The sequence below is a fragment of the Enterobacter cloacae complex sp. IR5384 genome (genome assembly GCF_049237265.1).
Classification (GTDB): domain Bacteria; phylum Pseudomonadota; class Gammaproteobacteria; order Enterobacterales; family Enterobacteriaceae; genus Enterobacter; species Enterobacter cloacae.
In genome coordinates this window covers 41,646-61,447 of the sequence record NZ_JBMKHJ010000016.1, presented here as the reverse complement: position 1 = coordinate 61,447, position 19,802 = coordinate 41,646, and the positions used below count along the sequence as shown (strand labels likewise).

16 protein-coding genes are annotated in these 19,802 nt (G+C 41.7%); 5 read left to right on the top strand and 11 right to left on the bottom strand.

Annotated elements, in window-relative coordinates:
- Positions 1 to 110: 110 nt before the first annotated feature.
- Positions 111 to 983 (top strand): hypothetical protein, encoded by an 873-nt coding sequence (locus tag ACOTX3_RS14590; RefSeq protein WP_000771834.1) that lies wholly within the window; start codon positions 111 to 113, stop codon positions 981 to 983.
- Between the two features lie 28 nt (positions 984 to 1,011).
- Here ACOTX3_RS14590 and trhN read toward each other — a convergent pair whose 3' ends face one another.
- The 11 genes from trhN to parM all read right to left on the bottom strand — a co-directional run bounded on the left by trhN (position 1,012) and on the right by parM (position 16,717).
- Positions 1,012 to 4,200, bottom strand: a complete 3,189-nt coding sequence (trhN, locus tag ACOTX3_RS14585; protein ID WP_000776701.1) for an IncHI-type conjugal transfer protein TrhN — start codon at positions 4,198 to 4,200, stop codon at positions 1,012 to 1,014.
- A gap of 18 nt (positions 4,201 to 4,218) precedes the next feature.
- The gene (trhU, locus tag ACOTX3_RS14580; RefSeq protein WP_181231580.1) at positions 4,219 to 5,274 is read right to left on the bottom strand and encodes an IncHI-type conjugal transfer protein TrhU; all 1,056 of its coding nucleotides are present in this window, start codon (positions 5,272 to 5,274) and stop codon (positions 4,219 to 4,221) included.
- A gap of 144 nt (positions 5,275 to 5,418) precedes the next feature.
- A complete protein-coding gene (locus ACOTX3_RS14575; protein ID WP_001256132.1) occupies positions 5,419 to 6,930 on the bottom strand; it encodes a TrbC family F-type conjugative pilus assembly protein in 1,512 nt (503 codons plus the stop codon).
- Complete coding sequence (gene trhF, locus ACOTX3_RS14570) at positions 6,917 to 7,429, bottom strand: IncHI-type conjugal transfer protein TrhF (RefSeq protein ID WP_001286760.1); 513 nt, start codon at positions 7,427 to 7,429, stop codon at positions 6,917 to 6,919. The genes ACOTX3_RS14575 and trhF overlap by 14 nt, the downstream gene beginning before the upstream one ends.
- Before the next feature lie 277 nt (positions 7,430 to 7,706).
- Positions 7,707 to 12,011, bottom strand: a complete 4,305-nt coding sequence (gene rsp, locus ACOTX3_RS14565) for an IncHI-type conjugal transfer protein RSP (RefSeq protein WP_001232109.1) — start codon at positions 12,009 to 12,011, stop codon at positions 7,707 to 7,709.
- Between the two features lie 119 nt (positions 12,012 to 12,130).
- Positions 12,131 to 12,685 (bottom strand): plasmid transfer protein, encoded by a 555-nt coding sequence (locus ACOTX3_RS14560; protein ID WP_000235773.1) that lies wholly within the window; start codon positions 12,683 to 12,685, stop codon positions 12,131 to 12,133.
- 8 nt (positions 12,686 to 12,693) lie between these two features.
- Positions 12,694 to 13,119, bottom strand: a complete 426-nt coding sequence (locus tag ACOTX3_RS14555; RefSeq protein ID WP_000836981.1) for a hypothetical protein — start codon at positions 13,117 to 13,119, stop codon at positions 12,694 to 12,696.
- Positions 13,109 to 13,561 (bottom strand): H transfer determinant A, encoded by a 453-nt coding sequence (gene hdtA / locus ACOTX3_RS14550; RefSeq protein WP_000952689.1) that lies wholly within the window; start codon positions 13,559 to 13,561, stop codon positions 13,109 to 13,111. Before hdtA ends, ACOTX3_RS14555 begins: the two co-directional genes overlap by 11 nt.
- 604 nt (positions 13,562 to 14,165) lie before the next feature.
- Positions 14,166 to 15,134, bottom strand: a complete 969-nt coding sequence (locus ACOTX3_RS14545; RefSeq protein WP_031942297.1) for an IS5-like element IS903B family transposase — start codon at positions 15,132 to 15,134, stop codon at positions 14,166 to 14,168.
- A gap of 21 nt (positions 15,135 to 15,155) precedes the next feature.
- On the bottom strand, positions 15,156 to 15,668 hold the full coding sequence (locus tag ACOTX3_RS14540; protein WP_001151875.1) for a hypothetical protein: 513 nt from the start codon (positions 15,666 to 15,668) through the stop codon (positions 15,156 to 15,158).
- 11 nt (positions 15,669 to 15,679) lie between these two features.
- The gene (gene parM, locus ACOTX3_RS14535) at positions 15,680 to 16,717 is read right to left on the bottom strand and encodes a plasmid segregation protein ParM domain-containing protein (RefSeq protein WP_000818954.1); all 1,038 of its coding nucleotides are present in this window, start codon (positions 16,715 to 16,717) and stop codon (positions 15,680 to 15,682) included.
- A gap of 363 nt (positions 16,718 to 17,080) precedes the next feature.
- Between parM and ACOTX3_RS14530 the strand changes: the two genes are divergently transcribed.
- Genes ACOTX3_RS14530 through ACOTX3_RS14515 form a run of 4 tightly spaced genes read left to right on the top strand, consistent with a single transcriptional unit; the run spans position 17,081 to position 19,761 of the window.
- Positions 17,081 to 18,028 carry a metallophosphoesterase gene (locus ACOTX3_RS14530; protein WP_000718595.1) on the top strand — a complete coding sequence of 316 codons (948 nt, stop codon included), beginning with the start codon at positions 17,081 to 17,083 and terminating at the stop codon, positions 18,026 to 18,028.
- Positions 18,025 to 18,861, top strand: coding sequence for a hypothetical protein (locus ACOTX3_RS14525; protein WP_000700976.1), 837 nt, complete (start codon positions 18,025 to 18,027; stop codon positions 18,859 to 18,861). Before ACOTX3_RS14530 ends, ACOTX3_RS14525 begins: the two co-directional genes overlap by 4 nt.
- Positions 18,854 to 19,375, top strand: a complete 522-nt coding sequence (locus ACOTX3_RS14520; protein WP_000598517.1) for a hypothetical protein — start codon at positions 18,854 to 18,856, stop codon at positions 19,373 to 19,375. The genes ACOTX3_RS14525 and ACOTX3_RS14520 overlap by 8 nt, the downstream gene beginning before the upstream one ends.
- Positions 19,372 to 19,761 carry a hypothetical protein gene (locus ACOTX3_RS14515; RefSeq protein ID WP_000815011.1) on the top strand — a complete coding sequence of 130 codons (390 nt, stop codon included), beginning with the start codon at positions 19,372 to 19,374 and terminating at the stop codon, positions 19,759 to 19,761. The genes ACOTX3_RS14520 and ACOTX3_RS14515 overlap by 4 nt, the downstream gene beginning before the upstream one ends.
- The last annotated feature ends 41 nt before the right edge of the window (positions 19,762 to 19,802 follow it).

The following is a 19,802-nucleotide window of genomic DNA, read 5'->3' as shown; positions in this document are numbered from 1 at the left end:
TCTACTGGAAATCACTTTTTTTCCTTTTTTATGCAATCAGGTTGTTTGTGAAACGCGTGACTATGGAATAATGGTTCCATCTCCAAAAGACATTACAAAAAGGGCTTTAAATGAAACTTTTACGTTTAGTATCTCTGGTCTCTTCTGTCGTCATTGGTTTTTCCCTATCGGGTTGTGCCGGTGACACCGGCACTACGCCAGGCACCGCTCTGAATGCGTACAGTCACGGCCAGTACTGGCATGCTAATGCAAATGATTCTGTCGCCAAGAATGCCTATTCGTTTGCTGGTTTCGACGTTAATTTTAAGGAGCAAGAGGTTACTCCTGGAGGGGATGCCGACAACTTTCTTTCTAAGTATCTCATCAATAGTTCGATGGGCTACGTAACAGGCGGTCTAAAAGGTTTTGGGATCATGAGCCTCAGCTCTTTGTACAGTTCTTCTGACGCCGAATACATCCAGGTCAATCAATACCTAGTGTTCGTCCCCAATCCAAAAAAATTGCCTTACAATGATGAAAGTTTGGTACGTGAGGGAGCTAAGTATGTTTTTGAGCATACAAAAGCAACTCAGGCCTCATTTGGATACAACCCTGAAAAACAGAAAGCAGCTCTGGCCACATGTAAAATTGATATGGCAGTCGTCAATAAATGGAGTACCTGTGATCTGCCCTCTAAGCCTGATGCTGATGTTTTCCCTACAGATTCAATGTACAGCTTTCAGGCGATTCGCCCCGCAACAGGAACCGAAATTCCTGAGCTAAACCTTCCCGCTGGTGATTACGCTGTAATTCGTTATGTGTTCATCCCATTTAAAGGAAACGAAACAAGCGCTGATTTTTCGGGTATCATTTTCCGTTCTGATAGCCCAAATACAACAACTCCAGGGGGTGTTGCAGCCTCCATCAACGGAAAAGATTATTACCTCTTTACCGGTGAATACGGTAAAAAAGGCTTCCCAGAAAAAACATTGAAAGCCAAGTAATTAAAAAAGGGGCCTAACGGCCCCTTCTTCAATATTTCGGCAACTGCTTGCCCGTAACCGGATCCAGCGTAGTTGAACCTACCTCACATATGGCCGGTCGAGGTAAATAGCTACAATCTACATTTTCCTCTTTTATAGCCTGAGCATTTTCTTGTCTGGCCTTTATCATATTTTCTTCACCGCCCATTGCTTCCTTGGTACGTTCTGATGGAAGTTGATAGTTCTCATTCTGGAATGGTAAGTTTTCCACAATTGATTCTTCGGAGAATTTTGAATATTGATCAGGAACTTCTCCTACCTGAACTGCATCATTAATCCACTCCGTCAGATCAATTTTATCGAAATCCAGTTGCTGTATTTGCTTTATTGATAGCCCCACGCAATTAGAGGCGACAGGGTCTATTCCTAATTGCGGATAAGCTTGTTGCATAATAACGCGTGACAACATGGAATTATAACAGCACATGTCTGTTGCTTTTTTAACGCATTTCTTTGTGAAACCAACATTCAGATATTTGACGCATCGTTCCGTATCTAATGTAAAACAGGATTTTTGATTCTTATGAATAGAAGCTTCCATCTCTTTCTGGTCGCATGCTACCAACATTTCTAAAAGCATTTTAGTGACCTGATAGGCTGTATAAATCCAACCGATCACGTTTAATGCAAGCATAAAGTTTTGAACCGCAGCCGAGAAGACAACCTCTCCTCCGGTAGTAGCAACGTTCTTAAAGACAAAGTCACGAACTGTATCTGGTAGCAATTCGTAGGCTTTCTTCATTGCCATCTGCTTAAGCTGACCTATACCGAAGCTGGACATTGTTTCCTGTGCCAACTGGCCAGCACCTCCTGCCCCTCCAGAAGTTGCGGAAGACCCAACTGCCCTGCTTAGATTACCAGCGACGTTTTCATATACGCTCGTTAAGGAGCTCGTGACGTTGTTCCACATTTGCCCTACTGTTTTACCAGCTGATGCAGTCCACTCTCCGACCGCATTAGACATAGAAGCCCATGTACCTGTATCACCGCCGGTCCATTTTATTAGCTGAGCATTAACTCTGGTCCAGTTTGTGTTTCTGATCATAGATCCGGCAAGCATGATACCTTCAAGTGCTCCTGCGGTTCCCTGTGGTGCTTCGCAGCAGTCCGTCTTTGCCAGGCCATTTACAAAGCCTACTGAACGACCACACCATTCAGGTTTTCCTTCAAAGACGGAACATGAATTGGCATCGTTAGGGTCTTCGCATTTGGCTTCGCCCTGCATGTACTGAACCATGTTTGAATAAGCCGCAACTTTTCCAAAATCGTTGTTCTCTTCCTTTGGCCCAGTTTCGCATGTTCCACCTGAACATGGGATCATGCCAACACAGGCATTTGTAGAAGATTCAACCTCCCGAACTACATCCTTCCCTCTGTCACAGGTGTATTTCTGTTCATACATGTAGCAACTGTTAGTGCCCTCATCGAACCAACCCTCTGCACATGTTTGTTTATCGAGTACACATGCTGCATCATTTTTATAAGCACTACATGCATCAGGCATACTCTTTATTTCTTCATAGTTGTAACAGAGGTCCTTTCCATTAGCGTCTTTCATAATTTTTCCACTAGCGTCATAAGAGCAAATTTTGTCTTTGGCCAATGGATCACAAAAGTAGCCTTCAAGGTTTGTCTTCCAGGTAAGAAATCCTTTATCACCTTCATACAGAGGCTTTGCCAATGAAAGCACGCTTTCCGGAAGCCGTTTTGTGCCAACATCCATATCTTTAAACCGATCGAAACGGCAGAATGTATTCGGAGCTTGTACAGCATCGTAACAACCAGCTGGTTCCTGGACGTGCTTATCTTCGAGCTTCATATTTTCAAAAGTCAGCTCAACCTCAAAATACCCTTCACCCTTCCCACCAACCCATACTCTGGATGCCATTGTCACTTCTCGATCAGGCTCCTCATACACCGATTTTCTGACCTTATCAGTCACATCGTAAACCTTGTCGAGTTTCCACGATTTTTTTAACTCCCAAGATCCCTTAGGAGCCGGATAGTCACTTTCTCGATATGCACCATCTATGTGAGCAAAAATCTGCGTGCCATCAAGTGTTACCCGCATGTGGTCATCCCACTCCGCGTTAACAATCTTTGCTGAGGCCAATTTTGCATCCGGATGGAATTTTAATGTCAGTTCGTTATCATATACCCCGTCACTCCAGTAGTTGTCATCACGGCGACCAAACCATATACGCACACAATTATCGCCGCACATCGACATGTCTCCGTTTCCGCCTGAAATGTAAACAGGGACTGAAAAATCACGGGTTATCGTGCAGCTGCTGAAGTTATCTTGCTTAGGCGAGTTACAGTAGAACTCTTTGTAATCAGGATAGTGTGTGGTTACTGTTTTTTTAGAGGTCTCAACATTACAGTTCTGAAGCCAGTTTCCAGTACCAGCAACAGCATTTGTTATCTCATTTCTCCCCGCAGTAAACATGGGATCGTTAGGCTTTATAGATGATGCCGGGTTGTCCTTGTTAGCATTTACGAGGGTGCGGTAGGCAACGCCATCATAACTTTGAGCATCAAATAACTGGCTTTTCCGATTCTTTATATCGTTTACAAAGCCATCCTCATCCCCATAACGATCTGCGGCATTGAACTTAATATCGCTGTGCTTTTGCTCTGAGCTGAAAATCTCTCCGGTATTTGTTTTGGTTCCAGGAGTAGTATTGGGATTACTGCTTATACCAATGTTGCCATTAGCATCCCGAGAGAGCAGCTTTGCCCCTTCCTTGGTATAGTTTGAATTGATTGTCCCTCCAGACATACTCGGCAGTTGTACGGCGCTACCAATGGACTTTCCATCGGATGCGGCATTTTTCATGACACTTTCATTTGAGTTCCCTGCCCCATACTTTCCGAGATTAAGATTAGCGGATTCGGCTTTACCCACGTATTTCTCGGTGATCTTCCCACTGACATTCTCGCCTGAATCCGCATTCTTGTACTTCTCAACAATGTCCTGAGCACTGGTTGTCGCATTGCGATTTGCGTTAGGATTAGCAAGATTAAAGTTACTTTCGAGCTGGTCAAATATAGCGTCTGCCGCATAAATACGAGGAGTCATTACCATATTTATGAGAGAGATATAAAAAGCCCAACTCATAGTATTGGCAATCATTGATGCAATAATAGTTGAAGCTATCGTTTTTCTAAGTTTCATTATTTTTACCCTTAGAAATCAAGCGCCTGGTATATATCTGACGCAACAGTCATTGTAACGCCACAACATATAGACATAATTATCATTGCCTATTTTTTTGCGCCCACCTTTAAGGGTTGACCAGTCATGTACCGAATCACCAAGACGATGACAGCAATCCGGCCCTTTCGCCTCAGGAGTTGGGAAAAGCATTGAAAGCCGATACTGGGAACGAGGTGTAAAGTATTCCCACGTTTTCTCACACATTGCGTCTGCTCCCATCGTTCGCATCAGCATTCCCTGGCGATGTAGTTTAGTCAGAAGACGCTGGGTTATCAGTGAACTCGTCCTTACAGCGTCATCATTTGCGTAAATGTGGCCGGTTAATGGATAAAGGTTGCCATCGCATCCGGCACAAAAGTATGCAGCGAGATTATCCTTTCCTGCTGTTACTGCTACACAGTCAGCAGCGCACACCATTGAGGCAATTGGGTTTGCAAAAACTACTGCCTCTGGATTCAGGACGAGTGTAAGCAGATCACTTTCCCACATAGGGTCCACTTCGCTTATATAGGTCAGGCTGGCATCTATATAGGGTTCAGCAGTGCACTCGCCAATAATCAGTAATTTGAGCATTGTCATGATTGGGAACTCCCAAAGATGAACATCGTAAAATCCGGCTTCAGTTGCTGTCATTGGCTGATTTGTGTTGCTTTTACCAATATCAAACTGCGATTTTTGAAGCATCGTGCCTTCAAGAAAGGGGCTGCACCAGGGGCTCTTTACAACTTCAACAATCTTCACCGGCTGAAAGAAGCTCAATTGCCAACCTATTTCCGGTACGCCGTTCTGATCTGTGCAGTAGCAACCCGGACGTGAAGGAGCAGCGCCTTCTGGAGCTGCCCCTATGCCCATTATCCTCATGGGAAAAATGCAGCTCCAACAGATATTCTTAATCAAGCCCTGCCACACTCCAGCTGACTGACACATAGCCCCAGGGACTCCAGCATCTGCTGCCATAGCCATACCCGGTATAGAAAGCGAAAGCATAACTGCTACAATGAACTCTAAAAGTAACTTTTTGAATTTTTTCACCATCATGCTCACTTGGATGTAATAAATGTTGCAACACTTTCGATATAGTCGACGGCTTTGGTAAAATAACTTCTCATCTGGTCCGGATAATTTAGCGTCAGCCATGTTGCAAAGAGAGCGCCTATAATAAATCCGAGTTTCATCTTATTTTTCCTCTGAAAGATTTGGGGCTCCGATACCACGGACTTCTGCCTCGCTAAACAGGGTGATCCGGAATTTATCTTGGTCAGTAGTTATAAGCGCAGGTGTGTTTTTAATCTGAAAGCGTGAGATGATCTGTTCGTTAACTTTAAACACCTTACCGTTAAATTTTTCACGTAAATCATTTAGGTGATCCCATCCATTATCTTTTTGGATACGGGTAAACATTGGCATTACTTTTCCACTACCCAGACGTTGTCGATACTGCTGCTCAGCCCATACCAGCTGGCCCGGATTGAGTGGATCGAAAATTATCATCGTCAGGTTTTGAGGAAATCTCGAAAGTGGATTAATCAACTCACCGGCGGAAGCTATTACACGGCCCTGCTTATCTTTTACGTCCTGAGTGACCCTCACTGTAGGGTCAATTAAAAATTCTTTGTGTTCCTGGGCAGGAGGGAGGTCGACCATCCATTGATTTTTCCATGTGTCAGAAACGGCCCTTTTTTTTGCACCTTCCCAGTCATATTTTTGTGCACGTTCTTCCAGTTCTTTAATGATGCTCTTTTCTTCAACGGGATAAGTGGTACCAGCAACCGGGAAAATATCCTGATCGGGTTTTTTAGCAAGTTCTCGCTGAAAAAACTCAACGTTGAAGGAGCCTACCATTTTTGCAAAACGAGCTTGCTCCCTAGAAATAATTGTCGGTACTTGAGTTACTTGATACTGACTGAAGCTATCAGGATCAATTGTAATCAAAGGAGATTCAAATTTTCCTTTGACAATCATTTGGTTTATTGCTGCCTGTGTCTCTGGTAGCCGAGTAGTTCCTTTCTTTAGACCATTGAAAACTACACGAGCTTTATGCTCTGAGGCCGTACGTAGAAGGTCTTCCAGTACATAATCCGGCAAGCTAAATGAAGCAAAGATCGTTATTCCATTTTCAGTTGATAGTGCTTCTTCACGTGTGCTATCCATTTTTCTTTCGAAGTCAGCAGCTGTGATGCCCGAGGAACCAAACAATTTTTCGATATTTTTAGATTGTCCTCGCATGACTTCCGGCTTATTTTCCACAGCTTTCAGAGCCGCTTCATTAAGGCTGGCGTTTTCTTGAATTTCATCACGTCTTCTAATTATATCGTTGACAGCTTCAGAGTTATTACTTTGGGCCCTGATAGCCTGGGTATGGTCTATAACTGCTTGAACACTATCCGCATTCATACCGGGGACGTAACCACGGTTTATTTGCTTGCTCAGGTCCTGGTTTTTTTGGAGTGCTTCAGCTTGCGCTATGTACTTCTGCACATCTGGTGATTTTAGCGTAGCATCAAGGCTAAGAGCCCCATCTGGCTGCTGTGCACCTTTAGCCTGTGCCCCAAGCCCTTTTGCTTGCTGAGCGATTAGGTCAGCATCATGTTGATACTCAGTGCTTGCATTTGTATTACTTAAAACTGCACATAACGCAAGTCCAGGAAGTATTGGTAAATATTTTTTATTTACATTAAAAGATCGCATATGTTTTCCCAATTACTGAATTCAGCTTTACTGTTCCCCAAAAACGGGAATCCCATGAGTGATCGGTTTGCCCAATTAGGAAAACTTCGCCTTCAGGAATTATCAATTCTTTTTCAATCAAAATGGACGGAATATTGTATTTCTTCGAAATACGACGTGCATTAGCTTCAAAAAATTTGTCCCCGTTATAAACCCCATCCATTGTTACTTTAAGTTTGTCACCGCCCACACCGGCAACAATTTTTATGACTCGTTCATTTTCTGGGATAAAACGTACCGATTTCGGCATGTTAAATGCTATGAGTTCACCAGTTTTAATACTTTTATCCGAATGATCAATCATATAAAAATCAGCAGGCAGGCACCCATTCAATAAACCGTATCCAAATGTATAACGGGTGAAAAAGACACACATAACGAGAATCAGCAATAAAATATTAAGGGGGACATACCAATCCAGTATAAGCAGCCCTCTCTTTTTAGGTATGTAGTCGCTCATATTTTTCTCACTGGCACTGAAGAATATTTTTACTAGGCAGATGCACCTCTATCCAAGTAACTATTATCCATGTTTTTCAACGCTCGGAAGTCTGCAAACTAACCTAATATTCACCTATAAGAATGTTAATTCCTCAGCATGTATACGCAGCTTTGTTAGCGGCCATGAAAGATGCCTTTGGAGCAAAGTTACTTTCCGACATTAATTTTTCAAAGGTCCAATTATTGGGTATAAAAAAGCCGGGACATAATGTCCCGGCTTTATATTTAAAAATTAACTACTCACTGCTTGGTATTGATACAGTGTTTTCAGACTTACTTGCCTCTTCAGCCGGTCCGAAAACTGTCACGTGCTGTGTTGCAAAGTCTCCACTATCATCATAAGCAATTACTTTTATGTCCTGCTTACCACGGTTAAGGTTTTTAGAAAGTGTAGCCGTACTACCGAAAACGTTCCTTAATTCGCCGTTGATGAACCATTCATATCTAACCATTTTTCCATCAGTATCATCACATTTATTGGTAAAGCTCCAGCTTAGGTTGGTTTCCGTGTAGCTCAATGTACAATTAGGCACTGCGTTTTTAACGACATCAAACTCAACAGATGCTGAACCTCTCTGTCCAAGTTTACTAACAACATCAATTGTAATCTCGTATTTCTTTTCTTTTAAACCCGAGATCAGTTGAGCCCAATAATTTTTGCCGCTGGGTATTACTTCACCGTTCACCTTGTATGTGACCGTATCTATCGAGTCCGCCGAATGAGATAGCTTGATGTTTGACCTTAAGGTTACATCGAGTGGAGCTCTCATATATTTGTTAGAGAACTTGGGTGTCATCTCAACGTTCATTGGCGTTTGTTCATCGACAACAAAGGTATTTTCGATACGCTGTTCATTGTTTCGGTTATCTTTGAAAACAACCATCAATGTATATTTGCCAGGATTTTCAATTGTAAATTCTTTGGTGTCACCTTCATCTTTAGTGATTACCAGATTCTCTTTGTCGTAGATCCATTCACGGGAATAAGTAACACCAGGATAGTCTCCATCCTTAATACCGCTCAACGCAACGCGTAGGGTGGTCGGTGCCATGTCGTATTTAAGTTTGGAGCTTATTTTCATCTCGGGAAATTTATAAACCCACGATTTGACAGAAACTCTACGGGTAGAAACCGTATTCTCCTTATTGTCCGCTAACCATGCACTGTATTCAAAAGCAGCATATCCCTGTTTATCCAACATTTGCTCAGTAAGGGTAACAGACAGTGAAGAGCCCTTAAATGTCTGGCCATCCGGTGTTTTCCATTCTTCAACTACGTTATTACCATTCTGGTACTTACTGTTAGGGTTCGTGAACTTACCTTCCAAAGTAACTTTTTGACCAACCTCTACCTTTGAAACCCCCGTTACCGAGACAGAAAGGCGCTTGGGTTTTGCGGCTGCCAACCGAGCAGACGTTTCCTTCCATGAAGACTCCTCTGCCAGTTCATCGGAATCAAGGTAACGCATCCGGGCATAAATCGTAGACGGTAGGGTATCAGCTGAAGCCACAGTGTAAGTTGTATCTCCCTGCACCCAGTTGACTTTATCCTCTGACCAGAGAACCTCAGCGGTGCCTGCTGGTATAGGTTCATCGTTATCAAGCAGGGTTACAGGTATATCTGAGCCCTGAAGAATGTCTGTAACATCTATACTGAGCTTAGGCTGCTTGTAGGTAACTACCGTTAAGGCATCTGTGTAGGAAATCTTGGATGTGAATTTATTAGTCATTTTTGCCCTATAAAGCCACTTTCCTACTTCTGTCTTTTTGATACTTACACTTCTCTTTCCGGTCATGTCGGAAAGCATGGTCCAGGTTTGACCATTATCAGAGGACTGCTGCCATTCGGTGGGGGCGAGTGCATCAGAGTTAGCCGTACTGGCAGATTTGAAGCTTACCAGAGTACTAAGTGGGATCCTTCCGATAATAAGGCTTTTCGACAGGTTACCCTCCAGTTCCTCACCTTTATAGATTCGAATGCCTACAGCACTGGTCTCACGTTTCATTTCAAAATCAGAGAATGGCGATCTGACCTTAGCCACACCAACCAGACGCATATTACCCAGATCCATATTTTCAATTTTAATCTTGGTTTCGACAATGCCCGCATCATTGACCGGCAATGCTTCAGTCAGCGCAGTTCTTTCGTATGTAGTTTTATAACGGCCTGTTTCTGGATCTTTGCCGTATACACTTTTTTGAGAGTATATCGTGACGTCCCATTCTCCCATTGTTTTACGGTCAAATGCACTTTTACGTGTGGAGTTGTTATAACGCCCCACTGTTACCTTTAAGGGCACTTCAAGAGATGTGGCTGTTTTTTTGTCATCCACTTCCATCGATGCTCGAATATTGAAATCAGGCACCGTATATACGTTGAGGGTGTCTGTAGTTCTTAATTCTGGATCCTTTGAGTATTCTACAGCTATGTCAAAGACGTTCTTTGTCCACAATGGTGCAGCAGCAACCTTGACCCTTTGTACAAAGGTCGTTGCATCGTTGTTTGAGGAACGATTTTTAAATGACGTTTTGACAGCCTCAGAGCCGTTTTGAGAGACGATCATCGTAACGTCAGCTGGTACCACCTTCGCTAATATTCGAGCGGCCTCCCCCCCGGTCGTATAAGCCAGAGCAGTGTTCGGATTGATGCCTGCTATGACTTTATTCTTTTTGTAAGAGATGATCGGGTTGTATGGTAATTGTGTGGTCAGAGTACGGCGATTCCTTGCGGAAACCGCTTTAGAGCCCTTCCCGTTAATCATATAGACTTGATAGTCGAGCAGATTCTCACCTGTTTTATTAAAGAATCCAGTTAGACCCGGGGTACGTCCTTTAAAATAGAACTCCAACCCATCAGGGACATTGTTCCACTGAGGGTAGCATGCTGTAACATCTGATTTTTCCCCATACCAGGCGAGGTAAGCATTCGCATTTTCCTCTGTGGTAAACAGAGTGCATTTATCACCAGCTGTTTGACTAAGCAGGTCCGTATACTGACGTACGCGCGAGTAAAGAGTTACGTTTTTTTCCAGATTCTTAAGAGTGAATCCAGTAGGTTGATAAGTGAACACGGTACTGAAATTTACGTTTTTTCCATAAAGGTTTTCAGCCACCACAGTAATCTCGTGATCCGAATTAACTGCTAAATCGTCTCCAACCGGCAGGTAGTAAATACCTTTATAATTTGTAGGTGTTAACGAAACTACTTTGTTGTCTATTGTTACTGATTTTATGTCAGCAACCCCAGCCTGCCCCTGGAAAGCTGCAACGATAATCTCGTTCAGGAAGTATACGGGTGCTCGTTTAGTTAATACCTGCCCATCTTTGAGAACCATAAGCGTTGGGTTATCAGACAGCATCAGTTTGCTTTCAGGCTCAGTGTACGTAGAAGAGTTTTTGCTCGTATTTTCTACTGTAAAAGTCGCTGCGTAGGACCCGTTTATAAGATCCGTTAAGTCAAAGATATAGAGGTACTCATCACCGACTTTTTGAGGTCCACTTACCGGCTGTAAAGTTCTACGTAAAGGGGTTGCCCAGGACTGTTTGAAATCAATCTCAGTGCCATCATCTAAAGTCACTTTAGTCGTCGGCTTAAACACGCCATCCGGAGTCATAGTGAGCGACATAGCTGTTGGGAGCCACCATTCACCTTCTGTTTCTTGCTGGGGTACCTTAACGGCCACAGCAACGGTTTTGGCTCCGGTATAGATGTCCTGGCCACCTACTTTGATTGTTTTAGCCTCATCGGTAAAATTCCAAAGTGTATGGTCTACTACAGGAGGCCGATAATCCCAGTTAACAACAAGCTTTTTGGATTCAGGAGGTGCGAAATAATTATTCTTAGAGTTTGCTGTAATTGTGATATCACGTGAACCCAAAAGTTCATCTGTATCACTGGCCTTAATGCTTCCAACTTCAATGGTACAGGAAGTTCCGCCAATAGGTACTTCACAGGCGGAGCCTGAACCTATTGAGATGTATTGAATATAATTGCGGGGTTCAACAGAAACAGCGATATCTTTGATCGCTTCATCCTTTAAATACGATTTGAAAGAAAAGCCGTCATAGACTAATCCGTTCAGGGATGATTTAAGACCGGTGATAGTTGGTTTTACCGGTGCCACACTTTTGATTGAATATTCACCTTTTACTATTTCAACTTTTTTCCGTTCAGAACCAGAGAAGTAAGAAATCTTGTAAGGTAGTTTTAAATCACCGGTGGTGTTGGGAACGCCTGAAAGAGTGAAGCCGTTAGAAGTTAATCCCAAGGTATTGGGTAACCACTCAAAAAAACAAACGAGGTTATCAACAGAGGAAGTCGCTCGATCATCAACCGTTACATTACAGGCTGTGCCTGCACCTGAGGCAGTGATAGTGTTAGAATTAACGTATGCAACAAAGTCGCCCGGCCCCGGGTCAAAGGATACGGCTGGCAAATCAGCCTGTAGCTTTCCTGAAATCATAATCGCTTCAGCATAGACCGCTTTAATCGGAGCAATTAAAGAAAACAACAGGGCTAAACCTAAACCTGATTTTCTCATGACGAATACCTGTTTTTCTGAGCAAAATTAAACTCACTTTACGATGAAAAACAGAAATATCCGTTCGTATAACATTTAAAAAAACCTGTATTTTTCCGTATATTCCGTATGTTAATGCGCTATTTTGAATTCTTGGCTTCAGATAAGCGAAGCGCGGTAATTATAGACTCGGAGCTTACCCAGGGCGTTTTTTGAGCAAGATATCCAAGTATGTAGAGGCCAATTTTAACGCAATCCATTTGTGAGACGGGGACCATGTGCATGAAGGGTTTTAAGCCATCTTTATCGACTGGAACTATCCCTGCGGATAACAACAAACCGCCCCTCTCGTTTGGGGTAACGCTTATATTTTTGTATACGACGTGGCCATGATGTGAGGTTTTCCTCTTATCAATCTTTAAAGTATGCATGATTCTAAGAAATACAGATGCCATCTGCATAACTTCATTCGTCGACAATTTTAGAAGTACAGAACGGTTTGAGCCCCAGTCATAATCTTTTTTTGCGTTCCTTGGAGCGACGTGCAATGTAAGATAATAATTATCAATCTCATTTGAAAAAGGTGAAGGTTTTGATGAGCTAACATCTTCATTGTTCATCTCAATGACAAGGGCTGCATCCTGACCAAATGCTTTAACATTATGGTTTTTAAGAGCGAAGTCTGAAGTTGCCATATAAAAAGTCACTTTTGATAAAACCACATACCGCCTAATGATTCATCATCGGCAAGATGCTTGAAATTTGATAGTGTAAATCCTGTTTTGGTTTCAGAAATCACCAGGCTGTAAGATGCCGTATGTACAAGGCGAGAATTGTTTAGATCAAGATCATCACAAAAACCAGGGCTTTTGACGGGGTCAGCCTTTTCAACAAAAGTTACTTTTGAAGCGATGCCGTTGATCACGATTTTCTCGTTATCAGCAATTTTAATGTTTAAAGAAGGCGAGCTTTTATCACATGGCAGGAAGAGTGATGTCTTTTTAAATGTGTTTCCAGTGAAGTCCAAAAGGTCAGGTTTAACCGGAACATTGTTTAGGATTTTATAAACTCCAGCAAATGCACATAACACAACAAAACCAGATAAAACATATCTAATCTTAGACTTCATCCCCCAGTTCCTCTCCTAAAAGTTTTAACGCGCTTACGCACATAAGCCTCAACTGATACAGTAAGTTATCAGCGGTTATTCCACCAACGAAGGTAACTGTACGTCGTATTGATGCTCCGCCAGGCTCGCACTGGATATGGCCAATACCAGAATCACGGAGGAAGTCATTTTCTGCACTTACAAGGTCTGACTCTACAGGTGGAATGATAACTTCAATGAGTATTGTATCAACTGGGGCCCACTCCCAATCGAACTTAAGAGAGGAAATTGGGGATATAGAAACAAGAAGCTCATCAATATTAAAAATTACGGGTTTTATTCCCATAACCTCAGACTGAATGAAGTGGCTTTCTACCATAACTACCGGAAACTCTGAAATAGTCAGAACTCCGATTAACTGGTCTCGGCGTAAACCATGTATTAGTGAGTTGCGAGATAGCATTCGATCAGCCTTTATTATAATAATCAATCATTTGGGACAAGGACAAAAGGGATTACAGAAACGAAGATTCTACATGAACATCGTTGTCAGTGACCTTAGGTCCATCGGGTATAAGGGTATCAAAAAATCCTTACATAACCATTAAACCACAAAGACTTTTTACGTAAAATAATAATTAAGTACCAGATTTATTAAGATAATTCTTAGGTTTTTTACAAATTTAGGAAAAATCCGCACTTCCTGTAACAGCATCCAAATTAACCTAAAATACCGTTTCATTAACAGTAATTTTACAGATTCAGCTGAAGCCTGAGTTTATTATAACAAAAAAAAGGCCAGCAAGTATGCTGGCTTTCCTGGTAAGACAAGTTGAACTCAGAAGTCGATTGTACTGTCTCTCACCTATCTTGCCAAAGTCGCTAGTCGCTTGTTTGCCTTAGCTTTAGATTTTATGCTTATGGAGGCGGTTTGATTTTCATCCGATACTTTTTCTAGCACTGGCACCACAGAGGAAATGGACTTTTCTTTTGAAATTTTGGATGCACCTGGGCTTTGTTGAATAAATCAGATTTCGGGTAAGTCTCCCCCGTAGCGGGTTGTGTTTTCAGGCAATACGCACGCTTTCAGGCATACCTGCTTTCGTCATTTTGTTCAGCGCTCGTACCAGGGCCATAGCCTCCGCAACCTGACCATCGTAGTCACGCAGCGTCAGTGAACCCCCGAACAGCTGTTTTACCCGGTACATCGCCGTTTCCGCTATCGAGCGACGGTTGTAATCTGTTGTCCATTTCCACCGCGCATTACTCCCGGTCATTCGCTGATTAGCCACTGCACGGTTACGGTCTGCATATTCACCGGGCCAGTAACCCGCACCTTTTCGGGGAGGGATAAGCGCGCTGATTTTCTTACGCCGCAGTTCATCGTGACATAGCCGGGTATCGTAAGCGCCATCGGCGGCGGCTGACCTGATTTTCCGGTGGGTTTGCCGGATTAACCCGGGGAAGGCCTCTGAGTCCGTAACATTGTTCAGCGACAGGTCAGCGCAGATGATTTCATGTGTTTTACTGTCAACGGCGAGATGCAGCTTACGCCAGATACGGCGGCGTTCCTGGCCATGCTTTTTGACTTTCCACTCGCCTTCACCGAAGACCTTCAGCCCGGTGGAATCAATTACCAGGTGTGCGATTTCACCCCGGGTGGACGTTTTGAAACTGACATTAACCGACTTTGCCCGCCTGCTGACACAGCTGTAATCCGGGCAGCGTAGCGGAACGTTCATCAGAGAAAAAATGGAATCAATAAAGCCCTGCGCAGCGCGCAGGGTCAGCCTGAATACGCGTTTAATGACCAGCACAGTCGTGATGGCAAGGTCAGAATAGCGCTGAGGTCTGCCTCGTGAAGAAGGTGTTGCTGACTCATACCAGGCCTGAATAGCTTCATCATCCAGCCAGAAAGTTATGGAGCCACGGTTGATGAGGGCTTTATTGTAGGTGGGCCAGTTGGTGATTTTGAACTTTTGCTTTGCCACGGAACGGTCTGCGTTGTCGGGAAGATGCGTGATCTGATCCTTCAACTCAGCAAAAGTTCGATTTATTCAACAAAGCCATGCACCTGAAGAAAGTGGGCTTTCAGATGGTATAGAGGTATCGCTTCCCTCATTTTCAATCTTCACACCAAAGCAGGCATGTTCCTTTTGTACAAGGAAGGTTTCTTTTACAGAAACAGAATCCTGCTTTGAATTATCTAATTGTAGAGGTGTTAAATACTCCTTAAACTTTTGATCTAAGACATTCTCTAGCAATACATTAATAGGAGGCTTAGGTTCAGTATCTATAGTATTTCCATCATTCAGAAACCTATTAAGATCTGCAAGTGTTAATCTTTCGTTTAAACCATTTATAAAATTTGCCAAGTCAGGAAATAAATTATTTAATACCAACCCGGTACTAATAGCCGACCTAATTAAATCCAGTTGGTCACCCCTATGACAAAGTTCTGTTTTTTTCAAGAAACTATAAACATAGGGTGCTTTTCTTTCGGATATCCAGAAAGACCGGATCTGAATCCGGTCGTTATCTGCCTTATTTGAGATAGGGTATTTAGCCATGTTCTAGCTCATTATTCTGAATAAATAGTATCAGCAATTGCCAAAGATAATGCGAACTGCGGATTGTCTACCATGATAACTTTAGCCGTTTCAAAATGTTTACGAATAGCTGTTTCGATGAGATATGAACCTCCCCCAACAAGGAAAACATTATGAGGCCTCTCTTCGACTTGTGTAACCGCTCTGATTACTTTACTTTGCAACTTCTGTACCGCAGAGTTTACCGCATCAAAAACACCGTCACGCTTGTCCTCTGCAACCTTCAAAGCTGATTTATCATGACGATTATCAACAAGATGATGAATGTAAGCATTACTCGTATTCAGTTTCTCAGATTCAAGATACCTGCTGATCTCATCGTAAACAATAGAACAACCAATACGGTCAAAACCTTTTACTTTCGAAATCTGTTCTAATTGCCCAGTAATACTTGCAACATCAAGAGTAGTACCACCAAGATCAATTACCAAACTTGATTCAAATGAAGCAATATCCTCAATTTCATCTGCCCGGGTCACAGCTGGTAAAGATTCAGGGAAAACAGTCACAGACAAAACGTTAAAAGAATAGCGTTTACCGTCAAGATAACGCTCTACTGGTTTCATCAGATTATCTTTTTTTCTCTGAATATTTTCAATATTCGTTTCCCCTAAAGCAGTATAGAACTGGCTAAGTGGTAAAGTAACAAAGAGGTGAACATCCTGAGGAACTAAACCAGAAGCATGAAGTGCATGGTGAACATTTAACCGGCTAATTTCATCGTATTGGTGAGATACATCAGTCGATTCCAGTGAGTTACTAGATTCGCTGTGATGCGAAAACCTTTCCAGCCCATCAATAAGATAGTTAAAAGGATTGAGACCCTCATGGCGAACACGGAAATCTGGAACAAAACTATTTTGTGTAAGCAAGGGAACTAATTCGTTTCTTTCATTAAGACAAACCAGTTTTGCAGCTTTACTTCCATCATCGACAACGATTTTTAAAGCTTCAGTGATATCCTGCACTGATGGTGAAACAGGACTTTCAGATTTTAATAGTTCAGCCATAAAAACTCTCTTTTATTAATAGGACCATATTAGATATTAACTTTATACATTAATGGTGACCTATTATCAACATTAACACTATTAAAAAAATACGTAAGTCTATGTTATTTCAGCATCCTTCCATTTTAAATACCTTACCGTTAAATTTCCTGTATTCATGTATTAACCATGTTTATAAAGGAGCCAATTATAATCAGAAAGTTACTTTGCATCCTAAGTATGAACTGTTTGAGAGCCAGGACTGGGGCCTTTACCTGTAAGTAACAAAGGTCCTTAGGCTTAGAATCCAAAATGACGCCTTTTTGTAAAAAAATCATAGTTCGAAATACCGTATCATCGATGTAAACATACGTAGAGGAATTTATGGCAGCTGAGCACGTCCAAACTATAGACCTTACAAACTTCTCCGGAAGGATTTTCTTTCTGGCAGATCCTCATGGACATTACTCTGCGCTGTGCAACTTGATCCAATCAGTTACAAAGCCAGAAGAAGAGATAGTAATTTTCTCTACTGGAAATTTGTTTGACTATGGGCCGGAACCCATAGAATTGATGAAGGCGATAAACAGTGGCTTTTTCGATGGACGTTTTGTGAGGCATTTCTCAGCTGCCGGAGCCGGAGAAGAAATGTTAAAAAAATTGTTACCATTAAACAAAGACCGGAGAACATTTTACCCCAGCACATACCTCAATGAGAGATGGTGTGTAATGGGCGGAAAGTGGCATAAAGCTGTGAATCGTTACTATTTAGAGGAAGAGGTAAAAAAACTTCTTAATACCCAGCTTGGTACGATGATGCAGATTTTACTAAAAGGCGATATAAAAATTGGGGTTTGCCCTTCTGATTACGCCCCTATCCGCACATCATTCACTGATACTTATAATGCGCTTCAAGCATTCAACTATGCCAATGTGAATATTTTTCAGAGCCAGTTTCTATTCGGTATGGACCATGCCGTAATACCAATGATGATAAATGACGTCAACCTTATGGTCCTAGGTAGGAATCCTGTAAACAGCATTCGAAAAGCCCATGGTCGTACTCAAAACAATCTTCCAGTACTGATCGGTAATTGTTTGCATATAAATACTGGATCACTCTATATGTCAAAATTAGAAGACCAGGTAATAGTTGCTCCGGGTATACCGCAAACTGACTCACCAGCACTTACATTAGTAGAAATAATCATGAAGAACAATCCAGTTTTATTGTGTCATCAGCTAATACAAACAACAAACAAGTTTTATTCACTTAAAACCTATCCTTTAGAACTCGATTCGATTGAAAACAACATTGAGGTAACAAGATGAAGATAAATTGGAAGATTATCTCAATTTCAACATTACTTTTGCATCTTCACGCAGCAGCTGCACCACATCAAGAGAAAGAGCATAGAAAAGATGCTTTTTCTTCTGCCGCACAGAAAAGTGATTCACTTATATCTGCTAAAGCGGAGCTTATAAACGGAAGGTGGTTTATAAATGGTAAATATAGGCCTGTTCTAAAGACCAGCATGACCAAAACCAATTTCTTAGAAATCATGAATGTTTCAAATAAAGAATCACTTTTTATTGTGATACCAAAACTTGAGTATAATATCATTGCCAAAAATAAAATCTTACTAAATGAAAAAATTGCATTAAGCGAAGGCACATCCGGAAAAAGCATTGTTTGGGTCGAGCCAAAATCAAGTCTAACTATATCGTTTATAAATGACCTTGCTAATACGCCCCTTCAGGCTATCGTTTCGATCACAAGAAACAACAAAGATATAATTGCCATCTTTGGACCGGATCAGGGTAAAGGGTTTACTCTTCCCGGAAATACGTCTAATGATCAAGTGTCCGTTCCTGACTATTCTGACCTAAATATAAAAAAACTTAACATACCTCAAAGTGTTGGTAATCCAGTAACCATCAATCCTAAAGAGAAGAATTACCTCTTAGTTGGACAAGGAAAATATGAAATCTTATCTCTTCCTAAATATCAACATTTAGTATTTTCTGAACCCGTTTATATTGAGAAAAGAAAAAATATCCTCGGTGGTTATGGTTATTGGACGAAAGAAACAATTCTCTACCCCGGTGAATCATTATCTTTTATAACGAGCGCCAAAAACAATCTAAGGAAGCGGGATGATTAAAGTTATCACACTTTTATTGTTTGCATTACTGACTGGTTGTCAGTCAGTAGAAAGTAAAATCGAAGAACTCCCGACAGTTGGTTTTGACCCTATTCTATACAATAAAAGTGAGGCCTTTACTGACGGAAAAGTTACTTTACGTGTCGAAAGTTCAGGAACTGATGTTTGGCTTGTCGCCAAGAATGGAACCAGAAGTTTTATTGAGCTTTCAGGCCTAACGCTAGGTGGTAGTCGTTGTGCTTACAATGCCCGTAGTAAGCAACTTTTGCCCCCAGGCAGCGTAAGCACATTCGTAGTTCCTACGGTTGGAATGCTTGGACTTTGCTTCAACAATGAAGATCAACTTATGTTTATTAACCGTGCTTTTAGCAGAATCTCTCCCAAAGCAAAAGGAAAAGATTCGCTTTCGCTTTTATTTTCTGTTAGTTACGATTTTCCCGGAAAAGCGGACCTAATTACTAACCACGATTTTCAAGAGTTATATCTTTTATTTTTGAATGAGGATAATCTATGAAACAAACATTAATTGTTATTTTAATATGTTTTTGTCACACGGCTTTAGCATATCCATACCGTATCTATACTGTCCCGGAAGGGGCATTAGTAAAAAACATACTAACTAATGAATATCTAGGAAAAACCCCTGTGGTTGTGGACGTGAGCAATACCGAAGCTGGTTCTACTTTTGGGATTTCATTATTTAGACATGAAAATGTTGCTATAAAGATTTTTACAGTAATGCCTTCAGCAGAAAATAATTTTGCTGTTTCTGGACCTGACGTTGCAACTATGTCATTGCCGGGAAAAGCACCTTTAAACGTAGTAAATGATGGGAATGGCGCTTCTGTTCATATAGAACTAAGACCTTATATGTCTGAACCTGCGCACACCCCATATTAATATAACAAGAAATTAAAAATATAAATCATATGAACTGCATC